The organism is Sphingobacterium sp. N143 (assembly GCF_030325625.1).
GTDB lineage: Bacteria > Bacteroidota > Bacteroidia > Sphingobacteriales > Sphingobacteriaceae > Sphingobacterium.
Genome location: NZ_JACAIS010000012.1, coordinates 68,148 through 86,324, shown reverse-complemented (window position 1 = coordinate 86,324; position 18,177 = coordinate 68,148). Strand labels below are relative to the sequence as shown.

The following is an 18,177-nucleotide window of genomic DNA, read 5'->3' as shown; positions in this document are numbered from 1 at the left end:
AGCATATAGGGCTGCCTGGCTGTTTGTTTTAAAACTTATATCTTACTGAAAAACCAATAGGATCAAACAGTTTAATACTCGATTCATTCAGAAAGTCAAAATAAGGTTTGACATCCAATGATATCTGAAAAGGAGTCCGAGGAATATTATACTCTATTCCGACAATACCATCAATACTTAAGTTTAGATTAGAGTCAAATGAGTGGCGTTGACCATCGATAATCTTATCTTTCTCCTTATAGGAGCCGATACTCCCACCAAAACCGTAGTACCAGTTGAGACCGGAGGTCAGCGGTTTATAAATTTCGTATAATCCAACGACACGAAATCGACGGTAATCTGAATTACTCTGGATACTCATAATCCCTTCCAAGGCATGATTCGTATTCAGTGTATGACGATAGGTCACCCCTTGTGCAGAACCAAATCGTCCACCTATAGCACCTCTATTATCCAACTGAGCCACAGCTTTATTGGATAACATCCCAAACATCAGCATTCCACCGACAGCCAAAAATATTTTTCTCATAAAATAATACGCTTTATTTTCTCCTTTATACTTATCAAAAGTAATAATTACAGCTATAACGACACAATGTTTAATTTGTTATGACATTAATACCGTTATCGCCAATTTTATTTCTGATATTTTTTTTATATTTAAATAAGCAGTAGTAACCAAATAAACTCAAGTGATATGGGCAGAATTTTTGACTTTATAACCTTATATAAAGAAAAATACGCAAAGGACGTCATGGTGGCTGGTAGAGATGCCAATGGGAACTGGAAAACCTATTCCACACAGGAATATATTGGGGCCATTGATACCCTGAGTAGAGCACTGATAAAGCTAAATCTCAAGAAGGGAGACCGCATTGGTATCATGGCTGGCAATAGGCCAGAATGGAATTTGGTCGATTTTGCCTGCAACCAGATCGGCCTTGCTACTGTCCCGCTGTATCCAACCCTATCTGCTCCGGATCTCTCATTCATTATTAATGATTCTGAGGTCAATGTACTGTTTGTAAGCAACCAGGAACTGACTGACCGGGTAGAGCTTGCGATCAAAGAGCACGGCATACAACCACAGGTATATACTTTTGATCAAATCGAAAACCACACGCACTTAAGTGAGTTAATTGCGAGTGCAAAGGACGACTCCACAGACCTTTCTTCCTATAGGGACCTCGTGTCAGAAGATGATCTATTGACTTTAATTTATACATCAGGTACTACTGGTCGTCCAAAAGGAGTATATCTATCGCATAAGAATGTTTACAGCAATGTGACTCCCTGTAATCACTTAATACGAGAAGATTTTAAAACAGCGCTCAGCTTTCTTCCTTTATGTCATATCTTCGAACGTATGGTCGTTTATATGTATTATTCCAAAGGTATGCAGATCTACTTTTCCGAAACACTGGATAATGTGGTCGCAGATATCAATGATGTCAAACCTGACGTATTTACCACCGTGCCCCGGGTATTGGAAAAAGTCTATGACAAAATCATTGAAAAAGGCAAAGCGTTGACTGGCATCAAGAGAAAAATCTTCTTTTGGGCCGTTGAATTAGGATTAAAATTCCAGGAGCCCGAAAAAAATGGGATATTCTATAATCTTAAATTAAGCATCGCCCGTAAACTAATCTTTACGAAATGGCAGGAGGCCTTGGGTGGGAATATTAAGATTATCGTATCCGGTGGGGCTGCGCTTCAAGAACGGCTGGCACGCATATTTTGGGCAGCTGATCTTAAGGTACTAGAAGGTTATGGCCTCACAGAAACCTCTCCTGTAATCGCTGTAAATTCCTATTTGCCACATGGATTAAAGTTTGGGACAGTTGGAAAACCTCTTAAAAACCTGGAAGTAAAAATAGCTTCTGATGGAGAAATTCTGGTTAAGGGGCCAAGTATATCGACCGGCTATTATAAAAATGAGGAAGCCACCAAGGAAGCTTTTGATGAAAATGGCTTTTTTAAAACTGGGGATATCGGTGAAATCACTTCTGACGGTTTTCTAAAAATTACGGACCGGAAAAAAGAGATGTTCAAGACCGCTGGAGGAAAATATATCGCCCCACAATCTATCGAGAATAAATTGATGGAATCGACATTTATCGGTCAAGTAATGGTGGTAGGTGAAAACCGAAAATTTCCAAGTGCATTAATAGTTCCTGCGTTTGATGTGCTTTCAAAATGGGCCAAACAAAAAGGAATCGCTGTTAATTCAAACGAAGAAATCGTCAAAAATCCTGAAGTCATTCATAAATATCAGGAGGAAATAAGCAGGCTATCTAGTAACTTTGGCCATTGGGAGATCGTCAAAAAATTCATTCTGCTACCAAAAGAATGGACGATTGATGAAGGGCAACTTACGCCAAAATTGAGTTTGAAACGAAAAGTTATTTTAAAAGAGCATGAAACTGCAATCGACAAACTGTATCAAGAACAGCAGCAAGAATAACAGTTTGCACGATTATTGGGACTGATGATTTTATTATGAAGCAAGTTAGACTAAAAGATTTATTTACTCTCAGCTACTGGAAAAATATCTGGCATGTAATGATCGATGCTTTCAATGGGTTTAATGACGATAAATGCATGAAGAAAAGTGCATCTTTGGCTTATTATACGATCTTTTCGATCGGCCCATTGCTTATGATCGTTATCTGGTGCATTGGTTTTTTTTATGGCGAACATCTTCAAAAGGGATCCTCGGCTCAGGATGAGGTCCTCGAAGAAGTGATGGTCCTGTTCGGTCAGGACGTAACCAACCAGATACAGTCCTATCTTCAGAAAATCACCTTCGAAAACAGATCTAATTTAGGTATTACAATCGGAGTTGTTACTTTGGTCATCTCTTCAACAACATTATTTGTCGATATTCAAGATTCCATAAACAATATCTGGAAAGTTAAGCCCAAGCCAAAAAAAGGATGGTTAAAATTAGTCATTAACAGATTAATTTCTTTTTCCATCATCATTGCCTTAGGATTCCTATTGATCGCCTCATTAATGATCAATGGGATCATCGTTGCCGTAACAAACCTGGTTATGACTTACTTTCCAATTATTCCAATTGCATTGATCGCATGGGTAAATACTGGGATTACATTTTCAGTCATCGTCATTCTATTTGGATTTATTTTCTCCTTTCTTCCTGATGCTAAGGTAAAATTTCGTGACATGCTCGGCGGCGCAGTCTTTACTGGCCTACTTTTTATGTTAGGAAGATATGGGATTTCCCTGTATCTCAATCTGTCCTCTACGGCAAGTTTTTATGGTGCAGCAGGCTCCATCATTGTTATGCTGTTATGGATCTATTATTCAGCTGCCATCCTTTACTTTGGTGCAGAATTTACAAAATTCTATGCCATTAAATTTGGCGCAGGTATTGTCCCCTCCGCATTTGCTGTAGCCATAGAACAAACAGAAAAAGTCAAAAAAATGGGCAGTGAAGCAGAAGCCCATGTCGGGGATACGATTCAAGTCTTAAAGTAGTCACACTATTTTTTTTCTTTTTTCCCACTGATAGAGCCATCTATTCCGATCACATCAATAACCCTGTCACCAATTTGGGTGATATCTGATTTCACACCGATCATCACTGTAAAAATATTGACAGGTGTTTCCTGTATCTTTCTGAAATTATGTAAGTAGCCTAACTCCAGTCCAAGAAAAAAGCCATTGAATTTGTAGTCAGCTCCTGCACCTAGTTTGCTGGACAGGTTCAAACGATTTATATTTTCCATTTTAACCAGCTTCTGTTCAGCCATCACATGCGCACGGGGCTCACTTGTCAAGCCTATCCCCGGCCCTAGAAAACCGTAAACATTCAATCGGCGCATCTGTTTTCGCACGCCACCCGAAAATGCGAAAGTATAAAAATTCGTATTTGCATCCTCAATACGATAAGCAAAATTTGGATCAGGTAAGCGCTGTTTATATTTGAATGACAGGGTATACAATGTTGGAGACACAAAAAACATCGAATTTTTAAGGGAAATATCCAGACCGATGCTACCCGAAAATTTGGGGGAGAGAATATCTTTCGTCTTGCCTATAGGAAATCCCATTCCGGTTGTTCCCCAATAGTAAACTTTCCGATAATGTATTGTATCAACACCGTACTGACCATATGTAGCAATGCAAAACAAAGGAAGAAGAATGAAAACAAGAAGAAGTCTATTCATTTAAAAGCGTTTAATATTGAACAATATTAAACGCAGAATGTTCAAAACAACTAAAACAATTAAAGATAACTTTTCGATTGAGGACCTTGGTTGAACAATAAGTCAATGATGCTCAAATCTGGATAAAATCCATTTTTATCTGAAAAAACTTGATAATATTCCTTTGGGCTATCCAGTAAGCTAGCTTTTTTAGGATGTATTCGTTCGCGATAATCAACCATATGCTCATCAGCCCCATTATATTCAGCCGTCAAAGTAATGGTTCTCTTTAATTTAATCGATTTTAATAGAAGTTCAAGTTGTGCCACATTAAAATCCAAGAGGTATTCAAACTTCTCCCGGTAAAACCGCACAAAGTCATCCTCGTAATACTCAAAATATGCTGAGCTACGATAAGCCGTTTGTATACTTAACCAATGTAGGCGTTGCCAGTCAAATTCATAGCTTATTCGAATATCCTTCATGGGAACCCGGTCTTTATTTCCATGTTGTATCGGCACGATTAAATCTTGTGTTCCATTGGCAGAAGCGATCCGGGCTCTGGTACGATAACTCTGTTTCTGAAAATGTTCATATTGTTCTATCACTAGAGGACTGCTATTTTCTTGTATGATATGAAAATACGATACAGGTGGAAGATAACAAGCTGGAAGTAGTAACTGCGATTCCATAAAAACTGACGATTTTTGTTATAAGTGACGCAAAAATAACTTAAATTAAGGATATTTGTAAAATACAACTGGGAATTTTAGCTATAGCATGAAACAAAAAGCGTTAAACGCATTAATCTATATTATTTCACTTCTCCCCTATTGGTTTCTATATTTGATTTCCGATGGGTTGTACTATATTCTCTATTATATTGTCGGATATAGAAAAAGCATCGTATTCCAAAATTTAAAAAATGCTTTTCCTGAAAAAACGGACAAAGAAAGGCTTATCATCGCCAAGAAATTCTATCGTTTTTTTCCTGACCTGCTTGTAGAATCCATTAAATTAAAAACGATTACAGCAGCAACAGTTAAAAAGAAGATGACACTGGAGAATGAGGAGGAATTGACCCGTCATTTGGCCGCAGGCAAGAATGTCATAGGTGTCACCTCGCACTATGCCAATTGGGAACTTGGGATACATCGTTTGAGTTTGATTACCAGTTTTCCGACTTTAATCGTATACAAACCCTTAAACAATAAAGATATTGATACTGTCTATAACACTATGCGCAGCCGTTTTGGTGCGGAGATGGTACCAATGAAACAAATTCTCAGGCATATTGTAAAGCTAAAAGGACAGCCCAATGTAAGCATGCTTGTAGCTGACCAGACTCCTTTGTATTCGGACTCCGATTACTTTATCAACTGGTTAAACCAAGAGACATTGGTCTATACGGGAGCGGAACGGTTGTCAAGAATAAGTAAAGCACCGATCGTGTACTGCTATATTGGCAGAAAACCACAAAGAGGGCAATATTTCTGTAAATTTGTAACTTTGGTGGAAGATCCCACAGAATTCGCTGAACACGAAATAACCGACTTGCACAATCAATTTGCGGAAAAGCTAATTTGTGAAACGCCAGAATATTGGCTATGGTCGCATAATCGCTGGAAAAGAAAACGTAGAAAATGAGTAGATTACCTAAAGTAGCTGTCGTTATCCTGAATTGGAATGGTCGTTTTTTCCTAGAGAAATTTCTACCTTCTGTATACAACAGTTCTTATCCAAATATTGAGTTCATCATTGGAGACAATGCTTCAGATGATGACTCCATTTTATTTGTTAGACAATATTATCCGACCATTACCATTCTTCAGAACGACAAGAATTATGGTTTTGCGGGCGGATATAATAAAATATTGGAACGTGTGGAGGCAGATTATTATGTTTTGCTCAATTCTGATGTTGAAGTTAGTCAGAATTGGATAGAACCAGTGGTTGAGTATCTAGAAAGAACGCCTACTATTGCTGCGGCACAACCTAAGATTCTTTCTTTTCATGATAAGCAGAAGTTCGAGCATGCCGGTGCTGCAGGAGGATACCTGGATTACTTCGGCTTCCCTTTCTGCAAAGGACGCATGCTACATGTTGTGGAAGACGACCTCGGACAATACGACCAGGAAAGCGAAATTTTTTGGGCATCCGGGGCAGCGCTGTTTATCCGTGCCGAGGCATGGAAAGAAGCTGGCGGTCTTGATGAAGATTTTTTTGCCCATATGGAAGAAATTGATCTTTGCTGGCGTTTAAAAAAAATGGGCTATGGCATTGGTTATTGCCCAGCATCTGTGGTTTATCATGTGGGAGGGGGGACCTTAAATGCAAGCAACCCTAAAAAGACCTATCTCAACTTTAGGAATAATATGGTTATGCTGCAAAAGAACCTTCCCTTCATAAAAGCAATATGGGTCATCTTCTTCAGACTTTGGTTTGACCTGGCTGCCTTGATCAAATTTCTCATCGATGGCAAACCGAAAGATGCTTGGGCTATAAGCCGCGCACATCAGTATTTTTTCTTGAACATTTTCAAAAATGCTAGAAAACGGAGAAAATACCATACAATTGAGAACAAAAAGGGCTATTATAACAATTCAATTATAATTGATTTTTATGCCAATAACAAACATAAATTTTCACAATTGAACCCCAAGGACTTCAAATAATGCCAGATTCGTTCGAGCAAAAAGATGCATAAAAATGCATTTTATTAATAAAGCACTCTTTAGACTAAGATTCTTTATTTATTTTATTTAAACGTATTTTTTATTTGTAATTTTGCAAAATGTTGGCGATGGATATTGAAAAAAAGATAAAAGACTTAACGGCAGAACTCAACCATTATAATTACCAATACTATGTATTGGCAGCTAGCCTGATTTCGGATTATGATTTCGATCTTAAGTTAAAAGAGCTCGAAGCATTGGAGGCTCAATACCCAGACTTTGCCGACCCAAATTCACCAACACAACGTGTTGGGGGTGATATCACATCTCGATTCAAAACCGAGAAGCATCGTTGGCCTATGCTTTCTTTGGGCAATACCTATAATCAGGAAGAACTGCAGGACTTTGATCAAAGAATCCGTAAAATTATCGGGGATCACTTTGAATATGTCTGTGAACTAAAGTTCGACGGCCTTTCCATTAGTCTGACCTATGAGCATGGCACCTTGACCAAAGCTGTCACCCGTGGAGATGGGATCCAGGGTGATGTGGTCACCAATAATGTGAAGACTATCCGATCCATTCCGATCAAACTTAAAAACGGTGACTATCCTGATCAGTTTGAAATCCGTGGCGAGATATTTATGCATAAATCTGCTTTCCTTCGCCTGAATAAAGAGCGGGAGGAAAATGAAGAACAAACTTATGCCAACCCAAGAAATTTTGCCTCTGGTACCCTAAAGCTCCAAGATTCTGCCGAAGTCGCCAAGCGACCTCTGGATTGCTTCTTATATTTTTTGTACTGTGATCACAGAACAAATTTATTTCATGACCACTGGAATAGTCTTGAACGGGTAAAAAGCTGGGGGTTCCATGTCAGTGAGCATACTAAAAAATGTGCATCATTGATGGAGGTTTTTGAATTTATTGATTACTGGGATACCCATCGTCACGACCTTGGTTATGAGATAGACGGCATCGTAATCAAAGTGAACGATTATGCCCAGCAAGAAGAATTAGGCTTCACCGCTAAGAATCCGAGGTGGGCGATATCGTACAAATTCAAAGCTGAGCGTGTCGAGACCGTGCTAAACTCAATTAGCTATCAAGTGGGCCGTACTGGCGCTGTGACACCAGTGGCTAATCTCCAGCCAGTAAAATTAGCCGGTACAATTGTAAAACGAGCCTCGTTACATAATGCGAATGAGATCGCGCGCTTAGATTTACACCAGGGTGATACGGTGTATGTTGAAAAGGGGGGCGAGATCATCCCTAAAATTATTGCCGTAAATATGGACAAGAGGTTGTTGGCTGCGACCGCATTTATATACCCTCTATCCTGTCCTGAGTGTTCCACTCCATTGATAAGACAAGAGGGCGAAGCTGTACATTATTGTCCAAATGAAACAGGATGTCCTCCACAAATTGTAGGGAAGATGCAACATTTCATTGGACGCAAGATGATGGACATAGAAGGTATGGGGGATGAAACGGTGGATAATTTCTTCAAAAAAGGTCTGTTGCATAATATCGTTGATATATATGGACTGAAAGACCACCAGGAAGAGCTGCAGCAACTGGAGCGTTTCGGTCAAAAATCAATAGACAATATGCTTGCTGGCATTGAAAAATCAAAAGAAAAACCCTTTGAAAAAGTACTCTTCTCGCTGGGCATACGTCATGTTGGGGAGACTATTGCCAAAAAGTTAGCGCAGCATTTCAAAAATATAGACTCCCTGGCTCAGGCTTCGATTGAAGAGATTGAAGCTGTCCAGGATATTGGACGTCGAATCGCGGAAAGTGTCAAAGAATATTTAGACAACCCCATCCATCAGCAGCAGATCATTGCACTTAGGCAGTATGGCCTGAACTTTGAAATTGAAGAAAAGGAAATCGTGCTGGCGAGCAATCGTCTCAATGGAAAAACCTTTTTAATTTCAGGTGTGTTTGCGGAGCATTCCCGTGAAGAGTTGGCTGCATTGATTGAGAGCAACGGTGGCAAGATGATATCTTCTATTTCTGCCAAACTAAGTTATCTCGTAGCGGGGGATAAAATGGGACCTTCCAAATTGGCGAAAGCAGAAAAGTTAGGCATCCCAATGATTAATGATCAAGAACTATTCGAACTCATTAATCTCAAATAAGATTTTTTTAATTAAATTTATATAAATACAAAAACAAGATGAACGAGCTTCACGGCGCAGGAGTAGCCTTGGTCACTCCTTTTAACTCAGATGAATCTGTTGATTTCGAAGCATTAGGTCAGCTAATTGACTTGCAAATCAATGAAGGTATGGATTATTTGGTTTCTTTAGGTACAACTGGGGAAGTTGCCACATTAACCAATGACGAACGAAAGCGCATCTGGGATTTTACTGTCAAGCGCGTGAACGGTAGACTTCCTTTGGTTGCTGGTATAGGTGGCAACAATACCGCTGAGATTGTAGAACAGGTCAAAAACTTTGATCCAACAGGTTTCTGTGCCATCTTATCCGTATCGCCTTACTACAATAAACCGACACAAGAAGGAATTTATCAGCATTACAAGGCCATTGCTGAAGTTTCTCCCTTGCCGATTATCCTATACAACGTACCAGGGCGTACAGGCAGTAATATAACAGCACAGACAACATTGCGTTTGGCACATGATTTTGCAAATATCGTAGCCGTCAAAGAAGCGTCTGGAAGTTTTGCTCAATTCAGTGAAATCTTGCGTGACAAGCCTACAGATTTTATCTTGATCTCAGGTGACGACCCTGTTACTTTACCGATGATGTCTCTTGGTGCTGCTGGCATAATCTCGGTTATCGGCAATGCATTTCCGAAGCGAGTGGCTACGCTAGCCAAATTATGTGCAGATGGCAACTATCATAATGCAAGGACTATACACAATGAACTACTTGATATCACAGATCTTTGTTTTATCGAAGGAAATCCTGCTGGAGTAAAATATATTCTTAAGGAATTGGGAATAGGCACTGATATTGTACGGCTTCCGTTAGTGTCTGTCAGTGAAAAAGTACGCCTCGCAATACAAGAAGAGCTAAAGAAACTGAAGTAAATGCCAAAGACCTGATTCAGTAAAAAGTTTAGTCTCCAGGGAGGCTAAACTTTTTTACTTCAAGGCATTGCAATATACCAATATAATAACTACCTTTGCACTTCCACAAAAGTGGAATTTTAAATAACAAAATTAATTAACACAATGCAACAGTACGAATCTGTAATCGTTCTTACCCCGTTGCTTTCTGAAGATGCTGCGAAAGAAGTAATCGCAAAATTCAAAAACATCTTAGCAGAAGGCGGAGCCGAGATTGTCGCTGAAGACAATTGGGGTTTGAAAAAATTAGCGTATCCAATCCAGAAAAAAACAACTGGGTTTTATCACTTAACTGAATTCAAGGCTCCAGGTGAATTAATCAATAAATTAGAGGTTGAATACAAACGTGATGAGCGCATTATGCGTTTCTTGACTGTAAGCCTAGACAAACATGCTAGAGCATATAACGAGAAAAAACGTAGCGGTGCATTCAACAAAAAAGCTGAAACTAAAACTGAGGAGGGCGCAAACTAATGGCTAACGAAAATATCCAATACGTAACTGCTCCTAAAGTAGAGGACAATCGTAAAAAATACTGTCGTTTCAAAAAGAATGGTATCAAGTATATCGATTATAAAGATGCTAACTTCTTGATGAAATTTGTAAATGATCAAGGTAAAATCTTACCTCGTCGTTTAACTGGTACATCTTTGAAATTTCAACGTAAAGTAGCTCAAGCTGTTAAACGTGCTCGTCACATTGGCTTGTTACCTTACTTAGCTGATGCAATTAAATAAGGAGGACGATAGAAAATGGAAGTAATTTTAAAACAAGATATCAAAGGCTTAGGTGAGCAAAACGATATCGTTAACGTAAAACCAGGTTTCGGTCGTAACTACTTAATCCCGCAAGGATTTGCTATTCAAGCGACTGAATCTGCAAAAAAAGTATTGGCAGAGAACATCAAACAAGCTCAGTTCAAGCAAGAGAAAATCAAAAAAGACGCTACTGAATTGGCTGGAAAATTAGAATCTGTTAAACTTTCAATTGGAGCTAAAGCCGGTGAAACTGGTAAAATCTTTGGTAAAGTAAACAGCATTCAAATTGCTGATGCTTTGAAAGCAAAAGGTTTTGACGTAGACCGCCGTCGTATCACATTCGAAGTAGAACCTAAAGAGTTAGGTGAATATATTGCTAACTTAAACTTACATAAAGAAGTTAAAGTTCAAGTTCCTTTCGAAGTAATTGCTGAATAATTTTATTATTGAGTAAACGATAAAAAGAGGCTACCCAAAAGGATAGCCTCTTTCTTTTTACCTTACCTTACCTTACCTTACCTTACCTTACCTTACCTTACCTTACCTTACCTTACCTTAAAACAAAAAAAACTCGCGCTGCTGAGAACAACGCGAGGCATAATCTAGGGTATTTGAAAGGGAAAATCTTTATCTATATCAAAATATCAACGAAAAACAAAAAATAAAACAAACAAATCAATAAAATATTCATTTTTCACATTGTTTTCATACCCAAAATAAGTTAAAATTATCCATTTATCAAAATTAAATCTATTTTTTTTAACAAAAACATAAATAATCAAAATAAATACATAAAAAACACTATAAAAAAAATAAAATCATAAAGAAAATAACAATAAAATTGGTTTTATATCGAAAATATACCATAAACACCCCTTGAAATAAAATTAAATCAAAAAAAAGACCTGAAACACAAATATTTCAGGTCTTTTTTATAAAAAACGAATTATTAAGCTAATTGTTTTTCTAATTTTTCATTCAAAACTGACTTTGGAACAGCTCCAATTTGTTTATCTACAATTTCTCCGTTTTTGAAGAACAATAAAGCCGGGATATTACGGATACCATAACGAACTGAAATTTCTGGATTTTCATCTACGTTTACTTTTCCTATAACAGCCTTGCCTTCATAATCTTTAGCCAATTCTTCAACAACAGGACCAACCATACGACAAGGACCACACCATTCTGCCCAAAAATCAATTAATACGGGTTTGTCCGCTTTCAAAACAACTTCTTCAAAGTTGCTATCTGTAATTTCTAATGCCATAATCTGTTAATTTTATAAACCGAAGTTATATTTATGATACTACTTAATTGCTAAAATCAATAAACAAAGATAGTAACAACTGTCCATGTAATTGTAATCTTAATTACACAAATTCCAATCCAAACTAATTCAATCGGTAATTAATACCCTCAAACTTGTCTATACAGTCCAAAAACTCATTCGTAAGGTTTATTTTCAGACTTTTAGCTGGCATTTCGACAGAGATCTCGTCTTGAGGATCCCAGATTTTAAATTTCAATTGACAATTTGGCACAACTCCCTCAATTTCATTTTGCGCCAAGATATCCTTGATTCCATCAAGGAACGCTTCATTCAACTTGGGCAATGGAATATTGATGGTAAAACTCTTTGCCATTTTTTCACGGAGCTCGGAAAGCAATTGTACGCTTCTCAACTCAAACCCCCAATTTCCGACCTGTCTAAAACGTTCCTGAACCAATCCACGTAATTGGACAAAATACCCTTCTTGCAAATATCCTTTCAACTTCACATATTCTTCACCAAATACAGCCATGTCGTAAGAATCGCTGTAATCTTCGATAATAAAAGACGCAAATGGTTTTCCATTTTTAGTCAGGCGATGACTGGCCGACGCTATAATTCCTCCAATGACCAGTTCTTTGTTTTTGATACGGTTAAATTCAAGCAATGTTTCCTCATCTACCTCAGCAGCCTTTACTTTATTGATCAATGTCAGGTCCGAAACAGGATTATGGCAAAAATGGTCAATCTCAAAGCGGTAGGTATCCAGCGGATGGCTGGTCAGGTAGATCCCAATAACATCCTTTTCATATTTAAGTTTTTCTATCAACCCCCATTGTGGACAAGGTGTCAATACTGGTTCAGGCAATTCCACTGCTCCTCCAGCTCCAAATAGACTGGCTTGTGCTGAACTTTCATTTTCTTTATAACGCTGTCCAAAACGGATTGCTTTTTCCAGTCCAGTTGAATTATCTTCAGCATGAAAATACTGTGCACGATGCGTACTTTCAAAGCTATCAAAACCACCAGCATAAGCCAGGCTTTCAAACGCCTTCTTGTTGACGGCACGAAGATCTATACGTTTGGCCATATCAAAAACCGACTTGTACAATCCCGATTGTCTCGTCTGCACAATAGCATCCACAGCACCCGCTCCGACTCCCTTAACTGCACCAATGCCAAAGCGGATTGCTCCCCGTTCATTCACCGTAAATTTATAATAAGATTCATTCACATCGGGCCCAAGTACCTCCAGTCCCATTCGCTTACACTCTTCCATAAAAAATGTCACCTGCTTGATGTCATTCATATTATTTGAAAGTACGGCAGCCATATATTCTGCGGGGAAATGTGCTTTTAAATAAGCTGTCTGATAGGCTACCCATGCATAACACGTAGAGTGTGATTTATTAAATGCATAACTGGCAAAAGCTTCCCAGTCAGTCCATATCTTTTCAAGTACTTTCGCATTATGCCCTCTTTCCTCGGCCTGTGAAACAAACTTCGGTTTCATTTTATCAAGTACAGCTTTTTGCTTTTTCCCCATCGCCTTACGCAAAACGTCAGCATCACCTTTGGAAAAGCCTGCAAGCTTTTGAGACAAAAGCATGACCTGCTCTTGATAAACCGTAATCCCATAGGTTTCTTTTAGGTATTCCTCACAGGCATCCAAGTCATAGACAATAGGATCTATCCCATGCTTACGCTTGATAAAACTTGGAATATATTCAATAGGTCCTGGCCGGTATAGCGCATTCATCGCAATCAAATCAGCAAATACTGTTGGTTTAAGATCACGCATATATTTCTGCATTCCTGGTGACTCATATTGAAATACCCCGATCGTCTCACCCCGTTGAAAGAGCTCATAGGTCAACACGTCATCAATTGGAAATTGATCAGGATCCAACGCAATTCCATGACTCAGTTTAACATTTTCCACGGTATCTTTGATGAGTGTCAGTGTTTTTAGCCCTAAGAAGTCCATCTTCAACAATCCGGCACTCTCCACTACATGGTTATCAAACTGGGTGACATAGAGATCAGAATCCTTCGCTAAAGAGACAGGCACAAAATTGGTAATATCATCGGGTGTAATAATTACCCCACAGGCGTGAATACCTGTGTTCCTAACGGATCCTTCCAATACACGGGCTTGCCTGATCGTTTCCGCTTCAAGACCGGCTCCATCTGCAATAGATTTTAACCGATTGACCGCCTCGATCTCTTCACTCCGTAATTTTTCTTTCAAACCAGCATCATCCAAAGTAAAAATCTTCGATAACTTAAGGTTTGGGATTAACTTGGCAATTTCATTGGCATCCCCAAGAGGTAGATCCAGTACACGCGCCGTATCTTTAATAGAAGATTTGGCAGCCATCGTACCATAGGTAATGATCTGTGCCACCTGATTTGCACCATATTTATTGATCACATACTGCATGACCCGGCCACGCCCCTCATCATCAAAGTCAATATCGATATCGGGCATTGAAACCCGGTCTGGGTTTAAGAAACGCTCAAATAGCAAATCATATTTGATAGGATCAATATTGGTAATACCGAGGCAATAAGCGACTGCTGACCCTGCAGCCGACCCCCGGCCCGGCCCCACTGAAACACCCATATCTCGTGCTGCGGCAATGAAATCCTGAACAATTAGAAAATATCCGGGGTATCCTGTCCTTTCGATCGTCGCTAATTCAAAATCCAGACGCTCTCTAATGTCGTCCGTAATTTCTTCATAACGCTTTTCGGCGCCGACATAACATAAATGTGCAAGGTATTTATTTTCCCCTCTCTTCCCCCCATCTTCATTATCTGCTGCCACTTGAAATTCTTCCGGGATTTCAAATTTAGGAAGTAAAACATCGCGATTCAATTTAAAGATTTCGATCTTATCCACGATTTCCTGAACATTAAGAATGGCCTCAGGCAGATCTTTGAATAAGGCCTTCATTTCTTCAGTGGACTTAAAATAGTATTCCTGATTGGGTAAACCAAAGCGAAAACCGCGACCTCTACCTTTCGGAGTAGAAAGCTTTTCCCCATCTTTCACACATAACAAGATATCGTGCGCATGGGCATCGCCCTTCTTCTCGTAATATGTATTATTGGTCGCTACAATCTTAACATCATATTTGCGGGCAAACTTAAGCAGCGTCTGATTCACACGGTCTTCATCCTCCTGACCATGACGCATCAGTTCAAGATAAAAGTCGTCACCAAACTGCTCTTTCCACCATACTAAAGCTTCCTCTGCCTGATTTTCACCTATATTTAACACTTTATTTGGAACCTCGCCCTGTAAATTTCCTGACAGCACGATCAGATCTTCTTTATATTGCAGAATAAGGTCTTTATCGATACGGGGTACATAATAAAAACCTGCGGTATACGCAAAAGAAGCTAGTTTAGCCAGGTTGTGATAGCCGCGTTTATTCTTTGCCAGTAATACGATCTGATAACCATTGTCCTTTCTTGATTTATCCTTATGGTCTTCACAAACAAAAAACTCACAGCCCACAATTGGTTTCAGGATCTGGCCCGTTGGTTCTTCTCCGTTTTCTATGGCCGCCGCATGCTGTGCTTCTACTTCCTTATTATGTCCTATAATACGTGATACAAATTCAAATGCTCCCATCATATTTCCATGATCGGTTAGCGCTACTGCTGGCATATTATCCTTGATGGCCGCAGAAACCAACTTATCATAAGACATTGTTGACTGAAGGACAGAAAACTGTGAGTGATTGTGTAAATGTGTAAATTTTGCCTCTTTAAAAGCTGATAGTGTATCCTTGTCAACAACCACTTTTACCTCATCCGGCTGCGATCTCTTTCTAATCTCATCAGATGCAGCTTTTAGGTTAATATGTTTAAGTCCGACGGTAGGAACAGGCCCAGGATTACTTGTCTTAAAATCAACAAAATACCCTGTATCGACTTGAAGATCCTCGGCTGTGAAGATTTCTCGTCTAACCAGCTCAAGGAAACAGCGTGTCGTTGCCTCAACGTCTGCGGTTGCATTATGTGCCTCTGCAAATGGCACCCCAAACAAGTAAGAGTGTAATTCCGTCAGGTTAGGCAATTTATACCGTCCCCCACGGCCTCCAGGAATCTTCAATAATTCGGCAGTCACTTCAGTACAGGTATCCAATACAGGCATATTCGCCATATTGGATTCTACTCCATAACGGTAGAATTCACAGCCCATAATATTGAGGTCAAAGCCGATGTTTTGTCCCACAACAAATTTCGATCTATCTAATGCCGCATTAAACTTTTCCAGGACTTCCAAAAGTGGCAATCCTTGTTCCTCAGCAAGTGCAGTGGAAATACCATGTATTTTTTCAGAATCATAGGGTATATCAAATCCGTCAGGTTTAATCAGAAAATCCTGATGTTCGACCAAATTCCCCATCTCATCATGAATTTGCCATGCCAGCTGAATACAGCGAGGCCAATTATCTGTATCAGTAATTGGAGCATCCCAGCGTTTCGGCAATCCCGTCGTTTCTGTATCGAAAACAATATACATATAACTCTAAATATCTTTAGTACAACACATTAAATGTAAGAATATTTACATTTTTTAGAACTTGAAATTTACGAAATTCTTAGCTAAGATTGTGTCAGATTTTTGCGAAAATCCACTAAAGTTAGCCTATGAAATAACGATTGATATGGTATTGCTCTGCAAAATTACAACGCTATTTTCTTCAAAATGCCATGATATTATTGTGAGAAAATAAAAATTTAATATTGTACCAGTTACACTATCCTAGGTATTTACTATATTTGAATCTGACAATAAATCCCATGGTTAAAGCTATTTTTTTTGATATTGATGGAACGTTGTTAAGTTTCAAAACTCATCAAGTCCCCGCATCCACCCAACAAGCGTTTCAGCTGTTAAAAGAAAAAGATATTAAAGTGTTTGTATCAACTGGACGATCTTTCAATCAACTGGGCCACATCCGTTATCTTGATTTCGACGGATATATCACATTCAACGGAGGATATTGCCTAACCAAAGAGGAACTGGTTATTTATAAAAATAATATTCTTCAAAAAGATATCCGCTCACTACTTGATTATGCAAAACAGCATAACGATCTTACTTTTTCGTTTATGTCTGAGAAAGAGATATCGTTAAACCGAGACAATCCGGAAGTGACGAAAATGTATCAGCAGGTCAATGTCCCTACACCACCAATACGTGATTATGAAAAAGACTTTGACTTAGCTTCTGTCATGCAGATCAATGTCTTTATTCCTCCTGAGGAAGAAGCTGAATTTATGGAAAACGTTATGCCCAACTCGGTCGCATCACGCTGGACCCCCATCTTTGCTGATATTAATCCCACTGGACAAAGTAAAAAAGTTGGCATAGACATTTTCCTAAACCATTTTGGAATTGAATTATCAGAGACCATGTCATTCGGGGATGGCGGCAACGATATTACAATGCTCGCGCACACCCAAATCGGAATCGCTATGGGAAATGCTAACCCTGAAGTAAAAGAAATCGCTGATTACATCACAGACGATGTTGACAATGATGGTATCTGGAATGCTTTAAAACATTTTAATATTATTTAAAGTGGAGAGTTAGGGTGGCTCTACAGATATTACTGTTGCTGTTCAGCAATAAATTATGTTGCTCGGGGAAAAGATAATCCAGTCTTTTTTGAAAGTCCTGAATCAAAGCGTGCTGAAATTGCCCCTCCAAATAATGGTTCACCCGATGACTTACCTCCAGTTGAATAACCCTAGGCGTTCCAGACAAACGAATTCTTACTGGCTGACTGGCCATACTGTTATAACCCTTTGACAAAGCATGCTGTATCAGAGGGAATAAAATCAGCGGCGGAAGAAATACCTTCCTTTCAGAAGGAAAGCGATTTTCCCATTTCAGCTGAAAAGTGTCGGGCATCAGCTCCTGGACCAACATGAGGTATTGATTCAATCGACCCAGCTCTGCATCCATTAACACTGGCTTTTCAATATCAAGCATCAACATGTTTTTTTGGAATGTCATATATGTGGCTACCAGATCGGGCGTGCGACCTATCACCATTTCAGCGAGAAAACGGTCAAACTGACTATTTCCAAACGACAATCGGTTAGCCAATACCAGCGCCTCTTCATTTCTTACACTCTTTTTACGCAGAAAACGATTGATTATACCTGACAT

At 39.0% G+C, this 18,177-nt stretch carries 16 protein-coding genes; 10 read left to right on the top strand and 6 right to left on the bottom strand.

The window, feature by feature from the left end:
- Positions 1-28: 28 nt before the first annotated feature.
- Positions 29-529: a hypothetical protein gene (locus HX021_RS20345; protein WP_286592436.1), complete on the bottom strand. Its 501-nt coding sequence runs from the start codon at positions 527-529 to the stop codon at positions 29-31.
- Between the two features lie 168 nt (positions 530-697).
- Between HX021_RS20345 and HX021_RS20340 the strand changes: the two genes are divergently transcribed.
- A complete protein-coding gene (locus HX021_RS20340; protein ID WP_286592435.1) occupies positions 698-2,464 on the top strand; it encodes an AMP-dependent synthetase/ligase in 1,767 nt (588 codons plus the stop codon).
- Between the two features lie 35 nt (positions 2,465-2,499).
- A complete protein-coding gene (locus HX021_RS20335; RefSeq protein ID WP_286592434.1) occupies positions 2,500-3,501 on the top strand; it encodes a YihY/virulence factor BrkB family protein in 1,002 nt (333 codons plus the stop codon).
- Between the two features lie 5 nt (positions 3,502-3,506).
- Here the strand turns inward: HX021_RS20335 and HX021_RS20330 are convergent, their stop codons facing one another.
- Entirely contained in the window at positions 3,507-4,193 is a 687-nt protein-coding gene (locus HX021_RS20330) for a hypothetical protein (RefSeq protein WP_286592433.1), read from the bottom strand.
- A 59-nt stretch (positions 4,194-4,252) separates the two neighbouring features.
- Positions 4,253-4,864 carry a WbqC family protein gene (locus HX021_RS20325; RefSeq protein ID WP_286592432.1) on the bottom strand — a complete coding sequence of 204 codons (612 nt, stop codon included), beginning with the start codon at positions 4,862-4,864 and terminating at the stop codon, positions 4,253-4,255.
- Between the two features lie 88 nt (positions 4,865-4,952).
- Here HX021_RS20325 and HX021_RS20320 point away from each other — a divergent pair, with 88 nt between their 5' ends.
- The 7 genes from HX021_RS20320 (at position 4,953) to rplI (ending at position 11,143) form a co-directional block, all read left to right on the top strand.
- Positions 4,953-5,819 carry a lysophospholipid acyltransferase family protein gene (locus HX021_RS20320; protein WP_286592431.1) on the top strand — a complete coding sequence of 289 codons (867 nt, stop codon included), beginning with the start codon at positions 4,953-4,955 and terminating at the stop codon, positions 5,817-5,819.
- On the top strand, positions 5,816-6,847 hold the full coding sequence (locus HX021_RS20315; protein WP_286592430.1) for a glycosyltransferase family 2 protein: 1,032 nt from the start codon (positions 5,816-5,818) through the stop codon (positions 6,845-6,847). The genes HX021_RS20320 and HX021_RS20315 overlap by 4 nt, the downstream gene beginning before the upstream one ends.
- Before the next feature lie 119 nt (positions 6,848-6,966).
- Positions 6,967-8,991 carry an NAD-dependent DNA ligase LigA gene (gene ligA, locus HX021_RS20310; RefSeq protein ID WP_286592429.1) on the top strand — a complete coding sequence of 675 codons (2,025 nt, stop codon included), beginning with the start codon at positions 6,967-6,969 and terminating at the stop codon, positions 8,989-8,991.
- Between the two features lie 38 nt (positions 8,992-9,029).
- Positions 9,030-9,908: a 4-hydroxy-tetrahydrodipicolinate synthase gene (gene dapA, locus HX021_RS20305; RefSeq protein WP_286592428.1), complete on the top strand. Its 879-nt coding sequence runs from the start codon at positions 9,030-9,032 to the stop codon at positions 9,906-9,908.
- Between the two features lie 144 nt (positions 9,909-10,052).
- Positions 10,053-10,421, top strand: a complete 369-nt coding sequence (gene rpsF / locus HX021_RS20300) for a 30S ribosomal protein S6 (RefSeq protein ID WP_077437454.1) — start codon at positions 10,053-10,055, stop codon at positions 10,419-10,421.
- Entirely contained in the window at positions 10,421-10,684 is a 264-nt protein-coding gene (rpsR, locus tag HX021_RS20295) for a 30S ribosomal protein S18 (protein ID WP_028071347.1), read from the top strand. The genes rpsF and rpsR overlap by 1 nt, the downstream gene beginning before the upstream one ends.
- Positions 10,685-10,699: 15 nt before the next feature.
- Positions 10,700-11,143, top strand: coding sequence for a 50S ribosomal protein L9 (rplI, locus tag HX021_RS20290; protein WP_286592426.1), 444 nt, complete (start codon positions 10,700-10,702; stop codon positions 11,141-11,143).
- Positions 11,144-11,654: 511 nt separating this feature from the next.
- On the opposite strand, the gene trxA is transcribed toward rplI, so the two are convergent.
- Both trxA and dnaE read right to left on the bottom strand, forming a co-directional pair.
- Positions 11,655-11,975, bottom strand: coding sequence for a thioredoxin (trxA, locus tag HX021_RS20285; protein ID WP_104385830.1), 321 nt, complete (start codon positions 11,973-11,975; stop codon positions 11,655-11,657).
- Between the two features lie 124 nt (positions 11,976-12,099).
- Entirely contained in the window at positions 12,100-16,518 is a 4,419-nt protein-coding gene (gene dnaE, locus HX021_RS20280) for a DNA polymerase III subunit alpha (protein ID WP_286592424.1), read from the bottom strand.
- A gap of 281 nt (positions 16,519-16,799) precedes the next feature.
- Here dnaE and HX021_RS20275 point away from each other — a divergent pair, with 281 nt between their 5' ends.
- Positions 16,800-17,582: a Cof-type HAD-IIB family hydrolase gene (locus HX021_RS20275; RefSeq protein ID WP_286592423.1), complete on the top strand. Its 783-nt coding sequence runs from the start codon at positions 16,800-16,802 to the stop codon at positions 17,580-17,582.
- Here the strand turns inward: HX021_RS20275 and HX021_RS20270 are convergent.
- Positions 17,575-18,177 carry a LytS family sensor histidine kinase gene (locus tag HX021_RS20270; RefSeq protein WP_286592422.1) on the bottom strand — a complete coding sequence of 201 codons (603 nt, stop codon included), beginning with the start codon at positions 18,175-18,177 and terminating at the stop codon, positions 17,575-17,577. The genes HX021_RS20275 and HX021_RS20270 overlap by 8 nt on opposite strands.

What these genes read in the sequence shown, in the direction of transcription:
- HX021_RS20345 (WP_286592436.1), bottom strand. Translation starts at nt 529, where the DNA reads ATGAGAAAAATATTTTTGGCTGTCGGTGGAATGCTGATGTTTGGGATG.
- HX021_RS20340 (WP_286592435.1), top strand. Translation starts at nt 698, where the DNA reads ATGGGCAGAATTTTTGACTTTATAACCTTATATAAAGAAAAATACGCA.
- HX021_RS20335 (WP_286592434.1), top strand. Translation starts at nt 2,500, where the DNA reads ATGAAGCAAGTTAGACTAAAAGATTTATTTACTCTCAGCTACTGGAAA.
- HX021_RS20330 (WP_286592433.1), bottom strand. Translation starts at nt 4,193, where the DNA reads ATGAATAGACTTCTTCTTGTTTTCATTCTTCTTCCTTTGTTTTGCATT.
- HX021_RS20325 (WP_286592432.1), bottom strand. Translation starts at nt 4,864, where the DNA reads ATGGAATCGCAGTTACTACTTCCAGCTTGTTATCTTCCACCTGTATCG.
- HX021_RS20320 (WP_286592431.1), top strand. Translation starts at nt 4,953, where the DNA reads ATGAAACAAAAAGCGTTAAACGCATTAATCTATATTATTTCACTTCTC.
- HX021_RS20315 (WP_286592430.1), top strand. Translation starts at nt 5,816, where the DNA reads ATGAGTAGATTACCTAAAGTAGCTGTCGTTATCCTGAATTGGAATGGT.
- ligA (WP_286592429.1), top strand. Translation starts at nt 6,967, where the DNA reads ATGTTGGCGATGGATATTGAAAAAAAGATAAAAGACTTAACGGCAGAA.
- dapA (WP_286592428.1), top strand. Translation starts at nt 9,030, where the DNA reads ATGAACGAGCTTCACGGCGCAGGAGTAGCCTTGGTCACTCCTTTTAAC.
- rpsF (WP_077437454.1), top strand. Translation starts at nt 10,053, where the DNA reads ATGCAACAGTACGAATCTGTAATCGTTCTTACCCCGTTGCTTTCTGAA.
- rpsR (WP_028071347.1), top strand. Translation starts at nt 10,421, where the DNA reads ATGGCTAACGAAAATATCCAATACGTAACTGCTCCTAAAGTAGAGGAC.
- rplI (WP_286592426.1), top strand. Translation starts at nt 10,700, where the DNA reads ATGGAAGTAATTTTAAAACAAGATATCAAAGGCTTAGGTGAGCAAAAC.
- trxA (WP_104385830.1), bottom strand. Translation starts at nt 11,975, where the DNA reads ATGGCATTAGAAATTACAGATAGCAACTTTGAAGAAGTTGTTTTGAAA.
- dnaE (WP_286592424.1), bottom strand. Translation starts at nt 16,518, where the DNA reads ATGTATATTGTTTTCGATACAGAAACGACGGGATTGCCGAAACGCTGG.
- HX021_RS20275 (WP_286592423.1), top strand. Translation starts at nt 16,800, where the DNA reads ATGGTTAAAGCTATTTTTTTTGATATTGATGGAACGTTGTTAAGTTTC.
- HX021_RS20270 (WP_286592422.1), bottom strand. Translation starts at nt 18,177, where the DNA reads ATGTCAGGTATAATCAATCGTTTTCTGCGTAAAAAGAGTGTAAGAAAT.